The organism is Acidovorax sp. NN32, from assembly GCF_057597245.1.
On record NZ_CP199679.1, the window covers coordinates 2,889,175 to 2,905,707 of the forward strand.

The window sequence follows — 16,533 nt, forward strand, 5'->3', positions numbered from 1 at the left end:
GACAACTCAGCGGGCAGCGAGTGCCTTGTAAACCCCACACCCCACATACAGATCGCCCGCGCGGCTGACGTAAGACATTTTCGTCTGCACCGCACCCGTGGCAGGGTTGGTGATGTCGTACTCCACCCAGCCCGGCTCACGGTCCGCCTGGGAAACGATGTCGTTCACCAGCCGGTCGCCCGCAATGCCAGGAATGTCCTGCACCCGCGTGCCCACCTTGGCGGTGTTGCCTCCAAAGGCCAAGTAGGTGCCTGCGGAGTCGAGGACAAACACATACATGTCGCGGTCGTGGTAGGGCTGATTCTTGTCGGTGATGCTGCGCAGGAACTGGTCGCGCGAGGTACTCTTGTGCAGCGCCATGGCCTTGCCCACCAGCGCCACAGCCTCCTCGGCCGTGCCCTGCTGCAGGCGGAATGCAGAGACCGCACGCGACAGGGTGGATGCGCGGCTTTCCAGGGCCTCTGCCTGTTGCACGGCATGGCCCACCATCTGGGCGTTGTGCTGGGTGATCTGGTCCAGTTGTTGCACGGCGGCGCTCACCTCGCGCAGGCCGGTGCTTTGCTCGGCGCTCGATCCGGAGATTTCGCTCATGCTGGCTGCCACGCTGCGAATGCCCCCCGCCATGTCCGAGATCCCCTCCCCGGCCGACCGAATCAGGCCCGCACTGGTTTCGACCTGACTGACCGAGGCACCGATCAGTTCACGAATTTCGTGCGCGGCATCGCTGGACCGCTTGGCCAGCGTGCGCACCTCTGCTGCCACCACGGCAAACCCACGGCCCTGCTCTCCGGCGCGAGCAGCCTCAACGGCTGCGTTCAGGGCAAGGATATTGGTCTGAAATGCAATGCTGTCGATCACACCGATGATTTCGGTCATGCGCCGCGCACCTTGCTGGATGGCCTCGACCGACTGCACCGCACGTGCCATGGCCTGGGCGCCCACATCGGCTGCGTCACGCACCTGCGCCGCCCTGGCATCTGCACTGTGAGCGGTCTGGGCGTTGTTCTGCACCGCTGAAGACAGTTGCTCCACACTGGCGGCCGTCTGCTCCAGGTTGGCGGCCTGCTGCTCGGTGCGGTCGGCCAGCGAGCGATTGCCCTCGGCCAGGCTCTGCCCAGCATGGGCGACCAGCGCCGCATTGCTACGGATGTCTGCCACCATGGAGGAGAGCGTGATCACCATGCGGTCGAGCGACTGCGCCATCTCGGCCACCTCATCTTGTCCGTAGTCGCGACGGGGCTGGGCCCGGAGATCCCCGGCCTGGGTCAGCTCTATGGTTTGCGCCAGACCCGCAAGGTCGGTGGCCAGACTGAGGTAAAGCACGAGCAGAGCGTACAACACCACCACTGCGGCCAAGGCAAGCGCCCACCAAGGCGCCCCAAACGCAGCAATGGCAAGTGCCGCCCCCACCAGAAGACTCAGCGAGAGCAGCTTGCCAGGCAAATGCCACCTGCGCATCCACCAGAGCCCCGGACGCAGCGGTAGGAATCCTGACATCGTGTCTCCTCTATTGTTCTGATCAAATGGCCTGAATACTAGGTACACGCACTTACGGCGGATTGACAGACCACGGGCCCATCGACGCATTGAGGTCAGCTCCGGTCACGATCCGCTAAACCCTGGCCGATCCAGCGCCGACTGATCTGAGGTGATCGCCCATAATGGCGCCCCATGAATCCCCTGCTTTCCCATCTCCAGCCCTACCCCTTCGAGCGGCTGCGGCAGCTCTTTGCGGGGGTGGTGCCCCCGGCAGCCTACAGCCCCATCAGCCTGGGCATGGGTGAGCCACGCCATCCTACACCGCAGTTCATCAAAGATGCACTCAGTAACAACCTCAGTGGCCTGGCGAGTTACCCCGCCACCGCTGGCGAGTTGGGCTTGCGCGAGGCCTTCACCCGCTGGCTGAATTTGCGCTATGCCATCACGCTGGATCCGGCCACCCAGGTCCTTCCCGTGAATGGTTCTCGGGAAGCACTTTTTTCGTTTGCCCAAACCATCATCGATCCTTCGCAGGGCCAGCCGCTGGTAGTCTGCCCCAATCCGTTCTACCAGATCTATGAAGGTGCAGCCCTGCTGGCGGGCGCGGCCCCTTATTACGCGGCCAGCGACCCGGCACGCAATTTCGCCGTGAATTGGGACGCGGTGCCGGACTCCGTGTGGCAGCGGACGCAGTTGCTTTTTGTTTGCTCCCCTGGCAACCCCACCGGCGCCGTCATGCCGCTGACGGAGTGGAAGAAGTTGTTTGAACTGAGCGACCGGTATGGTTTTGTGATTGCCTCGGACGAGTGCTACAGCGAAATCTACTTCCGCGACGAACCGCCGTTGGGCGGCCTGCAGGCTGCAGACAAGCTCGGCCGCAGCGACTACAAGAACCTGATCTCCTTCACCAGTCTCTCCAAGCGCAGCAACGTGCCCGGCATGCGCAGTGGTTTTGTGGCGGGAGATGCGGCCCTGATCAAGGCCTTCCTGCTGTACCGCACGTACCACGGCAGCGCCATGAGCCCCATCGTGCAGGCCGCCAGCATTGCAGCCTGGGGAGACGAGCAGCATGTGGTGGAAAACCGCACACGCTACCGCAAGAAGTTCGCCCAAATCACGCCGCTGCTGGCGGGTGTCATGGAAGTAGCCCTTCCCGATGCAGGTTTCTACCTCTGGGCCAAAGTCCCCGAGCAGCTTGCCATGGACGACGCCGAGTTCGCGCGGGCCCTTCTGGCTCAATACAATGTTACGGTGCTCCCTGGCAGCTACCTGGCCCGCGAGGCCCAGGGCAGAAACCCCGGTGCCCAGCGCGTGCGCATGGCCCTGGTGGCCGAAACCGAAGAGTGCGTGGAGGCTGCGTTGCGCATCGTGCAATTCATCCAGTCCCGCACTGCCTGATTTCTGATTCCTGATCCACAGACTGACAGACAACAACATGACCCAACAACTGCAAACCCTCATCGACAACGCCTGGGACAACCGCGCCAGCCTTTCGCCCTCCGCCGCCCCCAAGGAAATCCAGGACGCTGTCGAGCATGTGATCGCCGAGCTGAACAACGGCACGCTGCGCGTGGCCACGCGCGAAGGTGTGGGCCAGTGGACCGTGCACCAGTGGATCAAGAAGGCGGTGCTGCTGTCGTTCCGCCTGAAGGACAACGAAGTGGTCAAGGCCGGTGACCTGGGTTTTTACGACAAGGTGCAGACCAAGTTTGCCCACTTGTCTGAAGAAGAAATGAAGGCCACCGGGGTGCGTGTGGTGCCACCCGCCGTCGCCCGCCGTGGCAGCTTCATCGCCAAGGGCGCGATCCTGATGCCGTCGTACGTGAACATTGGCGCCTATGTGGGCGAAGGCACCATGGTCGACACCTGGGCCACCGTGGGTTCGTGCGCACAGATCGGTGCCAACGTGCACCTGTCGGGTGGCGTGGGCATTGGTGGCGTGCTGGAGCCTCTGCAGGCCGGCCCCACCATCATCGAAGACAACTGCTTCATCGGTGCACGGTCCGAAGTGGTTGAAGGCGTGGTGGTCGAAGAAAACTCCGTGCTGGGCATGGGCGTGTACCTGGGCCAGAGCACCCCCATCTTCAACCGCGCCACGGGCGAGATCAGCTATGGCCGCGTGCCCTCGGGCTCGGTGGTGGTCAGCGGCAACCTGCCCAAGACGGCCGCCAACGGCACGCCCTACAGCATGTACGCCGCCATCATCGTCAAGCAGGTGGACGCGCAGACCCGCTCCAAGACCAGCATCAACGACCTGCTGCGCGACTGATCGCACTCAAGGCCGGGGCAGGCCATCCCGCCTGCCCGCCGACAGACACCGACAACAAGAGGGAAACACCATGAGCACGATGGAGCGGATTCTTCGCCTGATGAGCGAAAAGAAGGCATCAGACGTCTACCTGTCGGCCAATGCCCCGGCGCTGATCAAGATCAACGGCGAATGCATCCCGATCAACAACCAGATCCTGCCGCCCGATGCGCCGCGCAACCTGCTCTCCGAAGTGGTTCCTCCAGATCGCATCGAAGAACTGGAGGAAACCGGCGAGCTGAACATGGGCGTGCCGCTCAGCGGTGTGGGCCGCTTCCGTATCAGTGCCATGCGCCAGCGCGGCAGCTACGCGGTGGTGATCCGTTTCATCTCGCAGCAGATTCCCGAATTCGACTCGCTGGGCCTTCCACCCGTGATGCGCGAACTCATCATGGAAAAGCGGGGCCTGATCCTGATGGTCGGCGCCACGGGCTCGGGCAAGAGCACATCCCTGGCGTCGATGATCGACACCCGCAACGAAGCACTCACCGGCCACATCCTCACCATCGAAGACCCGGTCGAGTACCAGTTCAAGAACAAGAAATCCATCGTCAATCAGCGCGAGATCGGCAGTGATACCCAATCGCTGCAGACCGCCCTCAAGAACGCGCTGCGCCAGGCGCCGGATGTGATCCTGATCGGCGAAATCCGCGACCGCGAAACCATGTCGGCCGCCATTGCCTACGCCCAGTCCGGCCACCTGTGTCTGGCCACGCTGCACGGCAACAACAGCTACCACGCGCTCAATCGCATCTTGTCGTTCTATCCCGTCGAAGTGCGTCCCACCATGCTGGGCGACCTGGCATCCGCCCTGAAGGCCATCATCTCCCAACGCCTGGTGCGCACCATCGACGGCAGCCGTGCTCCGGCGGTGGAAGTCATGCTCAACACCAAGCTGGTGTCCGACCTGATCGAAAAAGGCGATTTCTCAGGCGTCAAAGAAGCGATGGAGAAGTCCATGGCCGAAGGTTCGCTGACCTTTGAGGAAGCCCTCGCCCGGTTGATCATGGACTCCAAGATCGACCGCAAGGAAGGCATGGCCTACGCTGACTCGCCTACCAACCTCATGTGGCGCTTGCAAAACGATTTCTCCCTGGCCGCCAATGCCGCCAAGGCGCAGAAGGAAGCGCGGGATGCACCCGACGACGCGCCTTCCTTCACCGAGATCGTGCTGGACGTCAAACCAGCGGCATGAAATGTCTCCGCCCTGAGTCGCCTGCGGCGCCTTCCCTCTGGGGGACGACGCCCTCGCTGCGGGGCGGCCCTTGGCTTGCCGTCTCTCGCCTAGGCCGCGCTGATGCTTACGCTTCGCTCTCTAACTACAGCTGACTGCACGGCCCCATCCCACCGAATCCCCAATGTCCCGTACCCTGCACCTCGCCGAACAGCTCATTTCCCTGCCCTCCATCACCCCGGAGGATGCGGGCTGCCTGGAACTGCTGGCCGCGCGGCTGGCTCCGCTCGGGTTTGTGTGTGAGCGCCTGGACAGCGGCCCGGCGGACTTTCGTGTCAGCAACTTGTGGGCGAAAAGGCCTCTAGCGCTTGATGGAAAGGCGCAAGCAGCTATTAAAACCATAGTGTTTGCCGGCCACACCGATGTCGTACCCCCCGGCCCGCTGGCACAGTGGAGCAGCGACCCGTTTGTGCCTACCCACAAGGACGGCAAGCTCTATGGCCGTGGTGCCAGCGATATGAAAACTTCCATCGCCGCCTTTGTCGTGGCGGTGGAAGAGTTCCTGGCCGCCACGCCCGATCCGCAGATCGCGCTGGCTTTTCTTCTGACCAGCGACGAGGAAGGCCCCTCGGTGGATGGCACCAAGGTCGTGGTCGAGCAACTCAAGGCGCGTGGTGAAAAGCTCGATTACTGCATCGTCGGAGAACCCACCTCCGTCGAAAAAACGGGCGACATGATCAAGAACGGACGGCGCGGCACGCTCAGTGGCAAGCTCTCGGTGCGCGGTATTCAGGGGCACATTGCCTACCCGCAACTGGCCCGCAACCCCATTCACCAGGCCCTGCCCGCACTCGCGGAGCTGGCGGCCACGGTGTGGGACGAGGGCAACGCGTTTTTCCCGCCCACCAGCTGGCAGATCAGCAACATGCACGGCGGCACGGGTGCCACCAATGTGATTCCGGGAGAGGTCGTGATCGACTTCAACTTCCGCTTCTCGACTGAATCCACTGCCGAAGGCTTGCAGCAGCGTGTGCACGCCGTGCTGGACCGCCATGGCCTGGAATACGACCTGCGCTGGACGCTGGGCGGCCAGCCGTTTTTGACAACCCCCGGCGAACTGGTGGGCGCCGTGCAGCAGGCCATCACTGCAGAGACCGGGCTGACCACCGAACTCTCCACCACGGGCGGAACCAGCGACGGCCGTTTCATTGCCCAGGTGTGCCCCCAGGTGATTGAACTTGGCCCTCCCAACGCCAGCATCCACAAGATCGACGAGCACATCGTCGTGGCCGACATTGACCCCCTCAAGAACATCTACCGCCGCACGCTGGAAAACCTGCATGCGCAGGCCCTGGCCGCCAATGGAGTGCCAGCATGAACACTCCACAACAGCACCCCACCGTCGCGGGCGATACCGTGGGTGTCCTGGTCGAATCGGGTGCGCAGTGCCTTGCCGCAGCAGGCGTCTCCTTTGGCCACGGTACCACCAATGCCCACGACGAAGCCGCTTGGCTGGTGCTCTGGCGTCTAGGGCTGCCGCTGGACAGTGATCTGTCGGAAGCCCCCGATTCCATGAAGAATCAGCCCGTAGCGCCCGCCGATCAAGCGCTGGTAGCTACTCTTTTTGAAGAGCGCATCCGCACCCGCAAGCCCGCCGCCTATCTCACACAAGAGGCCTGGCTGCAAGGTGTACCGTTCTACGTGGACGAACGCGCCATCGTGCCGCGCAGCTTCATTGCCGAACTGCTGGTCGACGGGGGGGCTGACGAGTACCTGAGCGACCACACCCGCCAGGTGCTGGACCTGTGCACGGGTAACGGCAGCCTTGCCGTGCTGGCGGCCATGGCCTGGCCCGAGGTGCAAGTGACGGGCGCCGACATATCGCCCGACGCGCTGGCGGTAGCCCGCATCAACGTGGACAAACACGGCCTGCAGGACCGCATCCAGCTACAGCTGTCCGATGGCCTGGCAGCCCTGCCCGGCCCCTGGGACCTGATCCTGTGCAATCCACCCTACGTAAACGCGGCCAGCATGGCCGCCTTGCCCGCCGAATACCGTGCCGAGCCCGAGCTGGCCCTGGCCGGAGGCAACGATGGCATGGACTTTGTGCGCCAGCTGTTTGCCGCTGCTCCCGCCTGCATGAGTGAGGATGCAGTGATCATTCTGGAGATTGGCAACGAACGCGCTTACTTCGAGGCCGCTTTCCCCCAACTGCCTGTTTTCTGGCTCGATACCAGTGCAGGTGAAGACCAGGTTTTGCTGGTGACTCGGCAGGCCTTGGCCGCCCAAAGCCGGCTCACGGCACAATAGAGGGTTGCGCGCCACCGGCTTGTTGCATCCTTTGGATGGTTTGCAACAGCCTTGGCCCCCTGCTTTTTCACGCCACCCGCCCAGTGCGGGTGCGCTTTTTTCTGAGTTCCGGATGATCACCCTCAAGAACGTTACCCTGCGACGCGGCGCCAAAGTCGTGCTCGACAGCGTTTCCGCCACCATCAACCCCGGCGAAAGCGTAGGCCTTGTGGGCCGCAATGGCGCGGGCAAGTCGAGCCTGTTTGCCTTGCTCAGCGGCAAACTGCACGAAGACGGGGGAGATTTCTACATCCCCACCAGCTGGCGCATGGCGGAGGTCGCGCAGAACATGCCCGAAACCGACCAGTCGGCCACTGACTTTGTGTTGGAGGGTGACACGCGTCTGGCCGAGGTCCAGCAACAGTTGCTGGACGCAGAGGCCAGCGACGACGGCATGGCCATCGCGCATGCCTATTCCGACTTGCACGACGCCGGAGCCCACGATGCCGTGGCACGTGCACAGGCATTGATTCTGGGCCTGGGCTTTCGCGTCAGCGAACTGGACCACCCCGTCAACAGCTTCTCGGGTGGCTGGCGCATGCGCCTGCAACTGGCCCGCGCACTGATGTGCCCCAGCGATTTGCTGCTGCTGGACGAGCCCACCAACCACTTGGACTTGGACGCCCTGGTCTGGCTCGAAGCCTGGCTCAAGCGCTACGCGGGCACAATGATCGTGATCAGCCATGACCGCGAGTTTCTGGACGCCATCACCAACGTCACCCTGCAAATCCAGCAAGGCGAGTTGAACCGTTACGGTGGCAACTACAGCAAGTTCGAAGAGCTGCGCGCCCAGCAGCTTGAACTGCAACAGGCCAGCTTCTCCAAACAGCAGGAGAAGATGGCCCATCTGCAGAAGTTCATCGACCGCTTCAAGGCCAAGGCCAGCAAGGCCAAGCAGGCGCAAAGCCGCGTCAAGCAGCTCGAACGCATGGAAAAGATTGGCCCCGTGCTGGCCGAGGCGGACTTCACCTTCGAGTTCAAGGAACCTGCCAATCTGCCAAACCCGATGCTGGCTATCAGCGATGCATCATTTGGCTATGTGGACGACGAGGGCACGCCCACCACCATCCTCACCGGCGTCAACCGCTCGGTGCTGGCGGGCCAGCGCATCGGCATCCTGGGTGCCAACGGCCAGGGCAAGTCCACGCTGGTCAAAACCATTGCCCGCACCATGAAGCCCCTGGGCGGCAGCGTGACCGAAGGCAAGGGCCTGAACATCGGCTACTTTGCCCAGCAGGAATTGGACGTGTTGCGCCCCAGCGAGAACCCGCTGGAGCACATGATCCGCCTGGCCAAGGAACTGGGCCCCGACATCAAGCAACCCAGCCGCGAGCAAGACCTGCGCAGCTATCTGGGCACGTTCAACTTCACGGGCGACATGGTCAAGCAGGCCGTGGGCACCATGAGCGGTGGCGAAAAAGCCCGCCTCGTGCTGGCCATGATCGTCTGGCAGCGTCCCAACCTGCTGCTGCTCGACGAACCTACCAACCACCTCGACTTGGCGACCCGCGAGGCCCTGGCCATGGCGCTCAACGACTTTGATGGCACCGTCATGCTGGTCAGCCACGACCGTTCGCTGCTGCGCTCGGTCTGCGAAGACTTCTGGATGGTGGGCCGGGGCGTTGTGGGGCCCTTCGATGGCGATCTGGACGACTACCAGCGCTACCTGCTCGAAGAGTCCAAACGCCTTCGCGAAGAGGCACGCCTGGCCGAGCAGGCACAGGTCTCGGTGGCAAGCTCCACGGCCCCCAAGGCCAACGCACCTTCAGCGGCAGCAAATCCCGCTCCTGTCGCGGCCCCGGTGCCCACACCGACCTCCGCCACAACCCCTTCAAGGGACGGGCGAGAACAACGCAAACTGGATGCCCAGGCGCGCCAGCAACAAGCCGAAAAAACACGGCCGCTCAAAAAAGAGCTGGAACAGATCGACAAGCGCCTGGCGACGCTGGCTGGCGAACGGGCTGCGCTCGAGCACAAGCTCACGCAGGCCCTGCCCCCGGCCGAGATCGCAGAGTGTGGCCGCGCCCTGAAGGCAGGCCATGAAGAGACGGCCCAACTGGAAGAACGCTGGCTGGAAATTTCTTCCGAATTGGAAGAAATCTCGGCAGCGGCATAGGCCAAAAATGTAAATTCATGTAATCACAAAGTGATATTTTTCGGCCTTTTCGCTTATCCAGCATTGATTTTTAGCTATCATTTTTGATAGCGGTGTAGAGGTAAATCTGCGGGCACTTACGGTTGCATTTTTTTGCGAGACGCTGTCAACGGACTGTAGATGGGCCGCGTTGTTGGTACATCACAGGAGTTTTCCAGCATGAATACCACCGCAATCTTGTCCGCTTGGCCCGAAGACGAACGCGATCGCAAGCGCGCTCCCTCCCGCTTCTGAAGGCGTGGCAGCCATTTTCCCGCTTCAAGCGCCCATCCAATGCCAGCCGCAAAATCAAAGCACAAAGCGTACCAAGGTACCGGTTGTGTTTCCGCCAAACGGCCCATTTCATAGGCTCCTCGAAGCAAGATAACCGGCGACCCCTTCCCTCTTGCTCCTCCAACAAAAAACCCCGCATTGCGGGGTTTTTTTGTTTTTCCAAGCCTTCGGGCATCAACCCATGTGCAGGCCACCGTTGACCGAAAAATCGGCACCGGTCGCGTAGCCACCTTCATCCGAAGCCAGCCACGCAATGATGGAAGCGATTTCGCTGGGTTCACCGAGGCGCTTGACGGGAACCGTGGCAACGATCTTTTCAAGCACATCGGGGCGGATCGCCTTGACCATGTCAGTGCCGATGTAGCCGGGGCTCACCGTATTGACCGTCACGCCCTTGGTGGCAAGCTCCTGCGCCAGCGCCATCGAAAAGCCATGCATGCCCGCCTTAGCGGCCGAGTAGTTGGTCTGGCCCGCCTGGCCCTTTTCACCGTTCACCGAGCTGATGTTGATGATACGGCCCCAGCCCTTTTCCACCATGTCGGCCACCACCTGCTTGGTGACGTTGAACATGCTGTTGAGGTTGGTTTCAATCACCGCGTCCCAGTCTTCGCGCGACATCTTGAGGAACATGCGGTCGCGGGTGATGCCAGCGTTGTTCACCAGCACGTCGATGGTGCCGTGCTCGGCCTTGGTCTTGCCAAAGGCTTCTACCGTGGAATCCCAGTCGCCCACATTGCCCACCGACGCATAGAAGGTGTAGCCCAGGGCTTTCTGCTCGGCCAGCCACTTGGCATGGTCACGGGTAGGGCCACAACCTGCGATGACCTTGAAGCCCTCCTTGTGCAGGCGCTGGCAAATGGCAGTCCCGATGCCGCCCATGCCGCCGGTGACGTATGCAACTTTCTGGCTCATGTGATTTCTCCTTGTTAGTGATTTGCTCAACAGCCACTCTACCGAAGAAATCTACCGCCGCCGTGAAGGAAAACACTGAAGCCCTTTTCTTTTTGGCATATCGGCATGCGTCACACACCTTACGCGCTATGTGTCTCGGCAGAGTCACAGTTTTGGTGCAAGCCACAGCCTTCCAACGATCCCATAGAAACATCTTGCAACCACCTGCGCACGCAGAAGTGAGGCCACGGCGGCGACACGTTCACACTGAAGCCAGACATAAAAAAGCCGCGTCGTAACGCGGCTTCGATTTTTGGCCTTGCACCTGAGAAACGGCTGAACCGCAGGTGCAAACAGGCGCAGGGGCTTGTTAGCGCTCCAAGGCCAGGGACACGCCCATGCCGCCACCAATACACAGCGCTGCCAAGCCCTTCTTGGCATCGCGGCGCTGCATTTCGTGCAGCAGGGTCACCAGGATGCGGCAGCCGGAAGCGCCGATGGGGTGGCCGATGGCGATGGCACCGCCGTTCACGTTCACCTTGGCAGGGTCAATCCCCAATTCCTTGTTCACCGCGCAGGCTTGTGCGGCAAAGGCTTCGTTCAGCTCGAACAGATCCACATCGGCAGCGTTCCAGCCTGCGCGCTGCAGGGCCTTGCGTGACGCTGGCACCGGGCCCATGCCCATGGTGGCGGGATCGAGTCCGCTGGTGCCGAATGCAGCGATGCGTGCCAGGGGCTTGAGGCCCAGGGCTGCAGCTTTCTTAGCGGTCATCACCACCACAGCGGCTGCGCCGTCGTTCAGGCCCGATGCGTTGCCCGCCGTCACGCTGCCGGCCTTGTCGAATGCGGGGCGCAGGCCTGCCAGCGCTTCGGCGTTGGTCTTGCGGTTGAGGTATTCGTCGGCGTTGAACAGGATGGGGTCGCCCTTCTTCTGCGCCAGGCTCACACCCACGATTTCGTCCACAAACTTGCCGGCATCTTGCGCTGCGGCGGCCTTTTGCTGACTGCCCAATGCCAGGGCATCCTGCATATCGCGCGTGATGCCATAGGCCTTGGCCACGTTTTCAGCGGTGATACCCATGTGGTACTGGTTGTACACGTCCCACAGACCGTCCACGATCATGGTGTCGATCAGCTTCCAGTCGCCCATGCGCTGGCCATCGCGGGAGCCGGGCAATACGTGGGGCGCCATGCTCATGCTCTCTTGGCCGCCAGCCACGACGATCTCGCTGTCACCCCAGGCCACAGCCTGCGCAGCAAGCATCACGGCCTTCAAGCCTGAGCCGCACACCGCATTGATCGTGAGCGCAGGAGTTTCCTTGGCCACACCGGCCTTCATGGAAGCCTGCCGGGCGGGGTTCTGGCCCACGCCAGCGGCCAGCACCTGGCCCATGATGACTTCACCAATCTGGTCGGACGACAGGCCCGCGCGCGCGATGGCTTCGCGGATCACGATGGCGCCCAGTTCGGTCGCAGGCGTCTTGGCCAGCGCACCACCAAACTTGCCCACAGCAGTGCGGGCGGCCGAAACGATGACGATGTCTTCCATGGAATGTCCTTGTGGTTGGAGGTTGTTGGTTGCTTGGTAATTCTCGCAGTGCTGAAAGTCAGGACTTTTGCGTATCAGGCTTTCTGCTTCACGTAGCTGCCAGGTGCGGGCTCGATGGCCTTGAACTTGGTGCCCTTGCCATAGCTCTTGGGCGCTGCAATCTGCTTGCCTGCATGGCCTTTGAGCCAGCCGGCCCAGTCGGCCCACCAGCTGCCGGGGTGCTCGGTAGCGCCGTCCAGCCATTGGTCGAGCGTGGCGGGTAGCTTGCCGTCGGCGCGGATCCAGTGGCTGCGCTTGCCTTTGGCGGGCGGGTTGATGACGCCCGCAATGTGGCCCGAGGCACCCATCACAAAGCGCTTCTTGCCGGGTAGCACCTGGGTGGACGCATAGGCGGCGTTGATGGGCACGATGTGGTCCTCGCGCGAGCCATAGATGTAGACGGGCAGCGTGAGGTTTCCCAGGTCCATCTTCTCGCCACACACGGTGAGCTTGCCCGGTTGGACGAGGTTGTTTTCAAGGTAGAAATTGCGGAGGTACCAAGCGTAAAACGGGCCTGGCAGGTTGGTGCTGTCGCTGTTCCAGTACAGCAGGTCGAACGGGGGCGGTGTTTCGCCCTTGAGGTAGTTGCCCACCACGTAGTTCCACACGAGGTCATTGGGGCGCAGAAAACTGAAGGTCGAGGCCAGGTCCTGCCCCTTCATGAGGCCGCCCTTGCCCATCTGCATCTCACGGAACTTCACGAAAGCCTCGTCGATGAACACATCGAGGATACCGGTGTCGGTGAAGTCGATCAGCGTGGTGAGGAAAGTGGCGCTGGCCACGGGCTCATCGCCGCGCGCCGCCAGCACGGCCAGCGCATTGCTCAGGATGGTGCCGCCTACGCAAAAACCCAGCGCATTGATCTGGTCGGCGCCCGTGATGTTCTGCACCACGTCGATGGCGGCCATGGCGCCGTCTTCCACGTAATCGTCCCAGGTCTTGTGGGCGAGGCTGTCGTCAGGGTTGCGCCAGCTGACCACAAAGGTCCGGTGGCCTTGTTCCACGGCGTAGCGGATCAAAGAGTTCTCGGGCTGCAGGTCGAGGATGTAGAACTTGTTGATGCACGGCGGCACGAGCAGGAAGGGCCGCTCGTAAACCTTGGCGGTCAACGGCTTGTATTCGAGCAACTGGAACAACTCGTTCTCAAACACCACCGCGCCTTCCGTAGTGGCCACGTTGCGCCCCACCTCGAACAGGCTTTCGTCGGTCATCGACACATGGCCCTGCGTGATGTCGTGCAGCAGGTTCTGCATGCCTTTGGCAATGCTCTCGCCCTTGGTCTCAATGGCTTTTTTCTGTGCTTCGGCGTTGAAGGCCAGGAAGTTGCTGGGTGCCATGGCAGCCATCCACTGCTCCACGCCAAAGCGGATGCGTGCCTTGGTCTTTTCGTCGGCCTCCACCGCGTCGGCCAGCCCCATGAGGGTGCGGGCATTGAGCAGGTAGGCTGCGGCTGAGAACGCAGCAACGGGGTTGCTGGCCCAGCCCTCGCCGGAGAAGCGGCGGTCCTTGACTTCGGGGGTTCCCTGCAGGCCCTGGGCCCAGAGTTCCTGCGCGTCTTTCAGGTACTGCTGCTGCAGGGACTGCAGCTTGGTGGGCGAAAATTTCAGGGGTGGTGCTGCAGGAACCTGGGTGCCCATGTCCAGCTTCTGGAACGACTGCAGCGCCTGCGACCAGCTTTGCCCGAAAATCTTCTGGAACTGCTCGGCGCTCTCGGCCCAGGGTGATTCAGAATTCATGCTCTTTCCTCAGTGATTGGTCGCTCGCAGCGGCAAAGCTTCTGGTTTTTTATCTCTCGGGTTCATTGTTGCCGAGCCCTTTGCACATGGCAACGGATTCAACGCTTGCACTGAACACAAACCAATGTACCTCATCGTCATCGCCTGGACCTACGTCACCCTCATGATGGCGGTGGCCGAAGCCACCAGCCCCAACGGCACCGTGCTCGGCGCCGTGATCACCTTTGCGCTGTATGGCATGCTGCCCATGGGCATTCTGGTGTACATCCTTGGCACTCCTTCGCGCAAGCGGGCAATCAAGGCACGCGAGGCCGCAGAGCAGGCGGCCTACGATGCGGAGCAAGCCGCAGCCGCAACCACTGCCACGGCGTCAGCTGCGCCAGATGCAGGCGGCGAAGCGCCCGCTAGCGCCGAGGGCTCCACTGTCGCGGCGGTGCGAAAAGAACCGTGAAGCGTTGGTTACGGTGCACCAAGGCGATGTGCCATCGTTGCCGTGGATGTGGGTGATCCCCAGCGCCTGCAGCCGCAGTCGAGCCAGTCCAGCCAGGTCGCACAGGTATTTGCCTTTGGCACTGCCACTGGGCACAAAACACGCCTCTGAAGCCGGGTTCGCCTCGCAAAATGCCGCGCGCACCTCGGCCCCCACTTCAAAGGCCTGCGGGCCAATACAGGGCCCCAGCCAGACCAGGGTGTCCTGGGCGAACGTTTGGGCAGGATCGTTTGCTTCTATTTTGATAGCATTTGGCGCTTTGCCATCCAGCGCCAGGGCCTCAAAACGCTTGAAAACCGATTCCAGCACTCCCTGCCCGCCCACTCCGGCCAGCCCGCGCCAGCCTGCATGTGCCGCCGCCACCACACGGCCTGAGCGGTGTGCTAGCAGCACCGGCAGGCAATCCGCCACCATGATGGTGCAGGCCACGCCGGGCGCGGTGGCCACGCAGGCATCGGCGTCGATGCCATCGGGTGTGCTGCTGCCCAGGTGCACCACGCCATCGCCGTGTACTTGGTTCAGAAACACCGCCCGTGTGCCATTCACCACCGCAGCGACCGTGGATTGCAGCCGCATGCGGTTGGTGTGCACGGCGGCCGCGTCATCACCCACATGGGTCCCCAGATTCAGGCTGTCATAGGGTGGCAGGCTCACGCCCCCCGTGCGTGTGGTGCACAGTGCAAACACGCCCTCGGGCGCGGGCCAGTCGGGCACCAGACAGTCGGCCGCCGCCAGAGGGCCTTCGTGCGGGGTCAAGCTTCGTGGTCCGGGCAGGCGGACGGCTGGGCCTTCTGGAAGGCAGGCAACGCCATGCAGGCGTCGAATGCCCCCATCGTGAGTGGCAGGCCACCGAGGTCCACGTTGAAACGCTGGCCGTTGAAGATTTGCGGCACCAGGCAGCAGTCGGCCAGCGTGGGGGTGTCGCCCCAGCACAGCACGGAGGGAGGCAGGCCCTGGGTTTCGAGCTCTTGCGCCAACAGTGCCAGCTGGCGCTCAAAGGCCTCCAGCCCGCTGCGCACCCAGTGGTGGTACCACGCGTTCTTGGCCCCCTCGTCCACCTTCAGCTCGCGCACCAGGTACTTGAGAACGCGCAGGTTGTTGATGGGATGGATTTCGCACGCCACCATCTGCGCCAGCGCACGCACGTGTGCCCGCGCCAGGGGCGTGGCAGGCAGCAGCGCGGGCGTAGGGTGGGTTTCCTCCAGGTATTCGATGATGGCCATCGACTGGGACAGCGCCGCTCCGTCATCGGTCACGAGCGTGGGTACCAGCGCATCGCCGATGCGGCTGGCGTACGCGGGGGCCTGGTGCTCACCCTTGACGAGGTGCACGGGGATGTAGTCGTATGGCAGGCCCTTGATCTGCAGCGCGATGCGCACACGGAACGAGGCGGAGGAGCGGAAGTAGTTGTACAGCTGCATGCAGAAAATACGTTGTGAAAGGGGACGTTTCAAAGCGTGACAGTGGGGCCCCACACTACCGCGGGCGCTGAATGGGCAAGCCTCGGGGCCGCCCGGGTCCGTCAGGCGCCCGAGGCCCCTGCCGGGTCCTGGTGGTTGTAGACAACCTTGGACAGGATGGACATCAGATCGACGCGCTCCTGCGCGTTGAGTGGCGCCATCAGCCGCTCCTGCACACGCTGGGCGGCATCACGCATCTGTAGCGCGGCCACCTCGCCCTCGGGGGTGATCCACAGCAGTTTGCGGCGGCGGTCACGGGTGTCGGGCTCACGGCGGATCCAGCCGCGTTTTTCGAGCCGCCCAATCACCGAGCCCGATGTGGCAGCGTCGAACGCCACGCGGGACGCCAGCGTGACCTGGTCTTCACCGGGCCGTGCCAGCAGCTCGTGCAGGATGGCGAACTGCACCGGCGTCACGTCAAACCCCGCAGTCTCTTCCATGAAAAGCGCCACGGTTCGCTGGTGGGCACGGCGCACCAGGTGGCCTGGCGTATTGTGGAAATCGAAGCTCTTTGCCATGGGCGCGAGTGTAGCGCCCCCCAGCAGGCAGCCCGCGCCCATGGCACACTGCCACACCGAGGCCGCGCAGGGTCCACCCCGGGGTTTTTGCGACACAGTCCCTGCCCTGGCA

At 62.7% G+C, this 16,533-nt stretch carries 14 protein-coding genes; 7 read left to right on the forward strand and 7 right to left on the reverse strand.

The window, feature by feature from the left end; translation table 11 throughout:
* Window positions 1–6: 6 nt before the first annotated feature.
* On the reverse strand, window positions 7–1,497 hold the full coding sequence (locus ACT89O_RS13490; RefSeq protein WP_487260299.1) for a methyl-accepting chemotaxis protein: 1,491 nt from the start codon (window positions 1,495–1,497) through the stop codon (window positions 7–9).
* 174 nt (window positions 1,498–1,671) lie between these two features.
* On the opposite strand from ACT89O_RS13490, the gene dapC reads away from it, so the two are divergent.
* From dapC to ACT89O_RS13520, 6 genes are all read left to right on the forward strand, one after another.
* Window positions 1,672–2,877, forward strand: coding sequence for a succinyldiaminopimelate transaminase (gene dapC / locus ACT89O_RS13495; RefSeq protein ID WP_487260300.1), 1,206 nt, complete (start codon window positions 1,672–1,674; stop codon window positions 2,875–2,877).
* A 37-nt stretch (window positions 2,878–2,914) separates the two neighbouring features.
* A complete protein-coding gene (gene dapD, locus ACT89O_RS13500) occupies window positions 2,915–3,748 on the forward strand; it encodes a 2,3,4,5-tetrahydropyridine-2,6-dicarboxylate N-succinyltransferase (protein WP_121506304.1) in 834 nt (277 codons plus the stop codon).
* 70 nt (window positions 3,749–3,818) lie between these two features.
* Entirely contained in the window at window positions 3,819–4,982 is a 1,164-nt protein-coding gene (locus ACT89O_RS13505; protein ID WP_055397852.1) for a PilT/PilU family type 4a pilus ATPase, read from the forward strand.
* 163 nt (window positions 4,983–5,145) lie between these two features.
* On the forward strand, window positions 5,146–6,339 hold the full coding sequence (gene dapE / locus ACT89O_RS13510; protein WP_487260301.1) for a succinyl-diaminopimelate desuccinylase: 1,194 nt from the start codon (window positions 5,146–5,148) through the stop codon (window positions 6,337–6,339).
* On the forward strand, window positions 6,336–7,271 hold the full coding sequence (gene prmB / locus ACT89O_RS13515; RefSeq protein WP_487260302.1) for a 50S ribosomal protein L3 N(5)-glutamine methyltransferase: 936 nt from the start codon (window positions 6,336–6,338) through the stop codon (window positions 7,269–7,271). The genes dapE and prmB overlap by 4 nt, the downstream gene beginning before the upstream one ends.
* 112 nt (window positions 7,272–7,383) lie before the next feature.
* Entirely contained in the window at window positions 7,384–9,426 is a 2,043-nt protein-coding gene (locus ACT89O_RS13520) for an ABC-F family ATP-binding cassette domain-containing protein (protein ID WP_487260303.1), read from the forward strand.
* Window positions 9,427–9,912: 486 nt separating this feature from the next.
* Here ACT89O_RS13520 and phbB read toward each other — a convergent pair whose 3' ends face one another.
* From phbB to ACT89O_RS13535, 3 genes are all read right to left on the reverse strand, one after another.
* Complete coding sequence (gene phbB, locus ACT89O_RS13525) at window positions 9,913–10,650, reverse strand: acetoacetyl-CoA reductase (RefSeq protein ID WP_121420225.1); 738 nt, start codon at window positions 10,648–10,650, stop codon at window positions 9,913–9,915.
* 349 nt (window positions 10,651–10,999) lie between these two features.
* On the reverse strand, window positions 11,000–12,178 hold the full coding sequence (locus tag ACT89O_RS13530; RefSeq protein WP_121420226.1) for an acetyl-CoA C-acetyltransferase: 1,179 nt from the start codon (window positions 12,176–12,178) through the stop codon (window positions 11,000–11,002).
* Window positions 12,179–12,252: 74 nt separating this feature from the next.
* The gene (locus tag ACT89O_RS13535; RefSeq protein ID WP_487260304.1) at window positions 12,253–13,953 is read right to left on the reverse strand and encodes a PHA/PHB synthase family protein; all 1,701 of its coding nucleotides are present in this window, start codon (window positions 13,951–13,953) and stop codon (window positions 12,253–12,255) included.
* 124 nt (window positions 13,954–14,077) lie between these two features.
* On the opposite strand from ACT89O_RS13535, the gene ACT89O_RS13540 reads away from it, so the two are divergent.
* Window positions 14,078–14,404 (forward strand): hypothetical protein, encoded by a 327-nt coding sequence (locus ACT89O_RS13540; RefSeq protein WP_487260305.1) that lies wholly within the window; start codon window positions 14,078–14,080, stop codon window positions 14,402–14,404.
* Here the strand turns inward: ACT89O_RS13540 and pgeF are convergent.
* The 3 genes from pgeF to ACT89O_RS13555 form a co-directional block, all read right to left on the reverse strand.
* Window positions 14,324–15,199: a peptidoglycan editing factor PgeF gene (gene pgeF / locus ACT89O_RS13545; RefSeq protein ID WP_487260306.1), complete on the reverse strand. Its 876-nt coding sequence runs from the start codon at window positions 15,197–15,199 to the stop codon at window positions 14,324–14,326. The two genes, ACT89O_RS13540 and pgeF, sit on opposite strands and share 81 nt — an antisense overlap.
* Complete coding sequence (maiA, locus tag ACT89O_RS13550) at window positions 15,196–15,864, reverse strand: maleylacetoacetate isomerase (protein WP_487260307.1); 669 nt, start codon at window positions 15,862–15,864, stop codon at window positions 15,196–15,198. The genes pgeF and maiA overlap by 4 nt, the downstream gene beginning before the upstream one ends.
* A gap of 101 nt (window positions 15,865–15,965) precedes the next feature.
* Window positions 15,966–16,421, reverse strand: a complete 456-nt coding sequence (locus tag ACT89O_RS13555) for a MarR family winged helix-turn-helix transcriptional regulator (RefSeq protein ID WP_176886041.1) — start codon at window positions 16,419–16,421, stop codon at window positions 15,966–15,968.
* Window positions 16,422–16,533 lie beyond the last annotated feature (112 nt).

Excerpts from the sequence above, each read along its gene's own strand:
- ACT89O_RS13490 (WP_487260299.1), bottom strand. The coding sequence starts at position 1,497 with ATGTCAGGATTCCTACCGCTGCGTCCGGGGCTCTGGTGGATGCGCAGG.
- dapC (WP_487260300.1), top strand. The coding sequence starts at position 1,672 with ATGAATCCCCTGCTTTCCCATCTCCAGCCCTACCCCTTCGAGCGGCTG.
- dapD (WP_121506304.1), top strand. The coding sequence starts at position 2,915 with ATGACCCAACAACTGCAAACCCTCATCGACAACGCCTGGGACAACCGC.
- ACT89O_RS13505 (WP_055397852.1), top strand. The coding sequence starts at position 3,819 with ATGAGCACGATGGAGCGGATTCTTCGCCTGATGAGCGAAAAGAAGGCA.
- dapE (WP_487260301.1), top strand. The coding sequence starts at position 5,146 with ATGTCCCGTACCCTGCACCTCGCCGAACAGCTCATTTCCCTGCCCTCC.
- prmB (WP_487260302.1), top strand. The coding sequence starts at position 6,336 with ATGAACACTCCACAACAGCACCCCACCGTCGCGGGCGATACCGTGGGT.
- ACT89O_RS13520 (WP_487260303.1), top strand. The coding sequence starts at position 7,384 with ATGATCACCCTCAAGAACGTTACCCTGCGACGCGGCGCCAAAGTCGTG.
- phbB (WP_121420225.1), bottom strand. The coding sequence starts at position 10,650 with ATGAGCCAGAAAGTTGCATACGTCACCGGCGGCATGGGCGGCATCGGG.
- ACT89O_RS13530 (WP_121420226.1), bottom strand. The coding sequence starts at position 12,178 with ATGGAAGACATCGTCATCGTTTCGGCCGCCCGCACTGCTGTGGGCAAG.
- ACT89O_RS13535 (WP_487260304.1), bottom strand. The coding sequence starts at position 13,953 with ATGAATTCTGAATCACCCTGGGCCGAGAGCGCCGAGCAGTTCCAGAAG.
- ACT89O_RS13540 (WP_487260305.1), top strand. The coding sequence starts at position 14,078 with ATGTACCTCATCGTCATCGCCTGGACCTACGTCACCCTCATGATGGCG.
- maiA (WP_487260307.1), bottom strand. The coding sequence starts at position 15,864 with ATGCAGCTGTACAACTACTTCCGCTCCTCCGCCTCGTTCCGTGTGCGC.
- ACT89O_RS13555 (WP_176886041.1), bottom strand. The coding sequence starts at position 16,421 with ATGGCAAAGAGCTTCGATTTCCACAATACGCCAGGCCACCTGGTGCGC.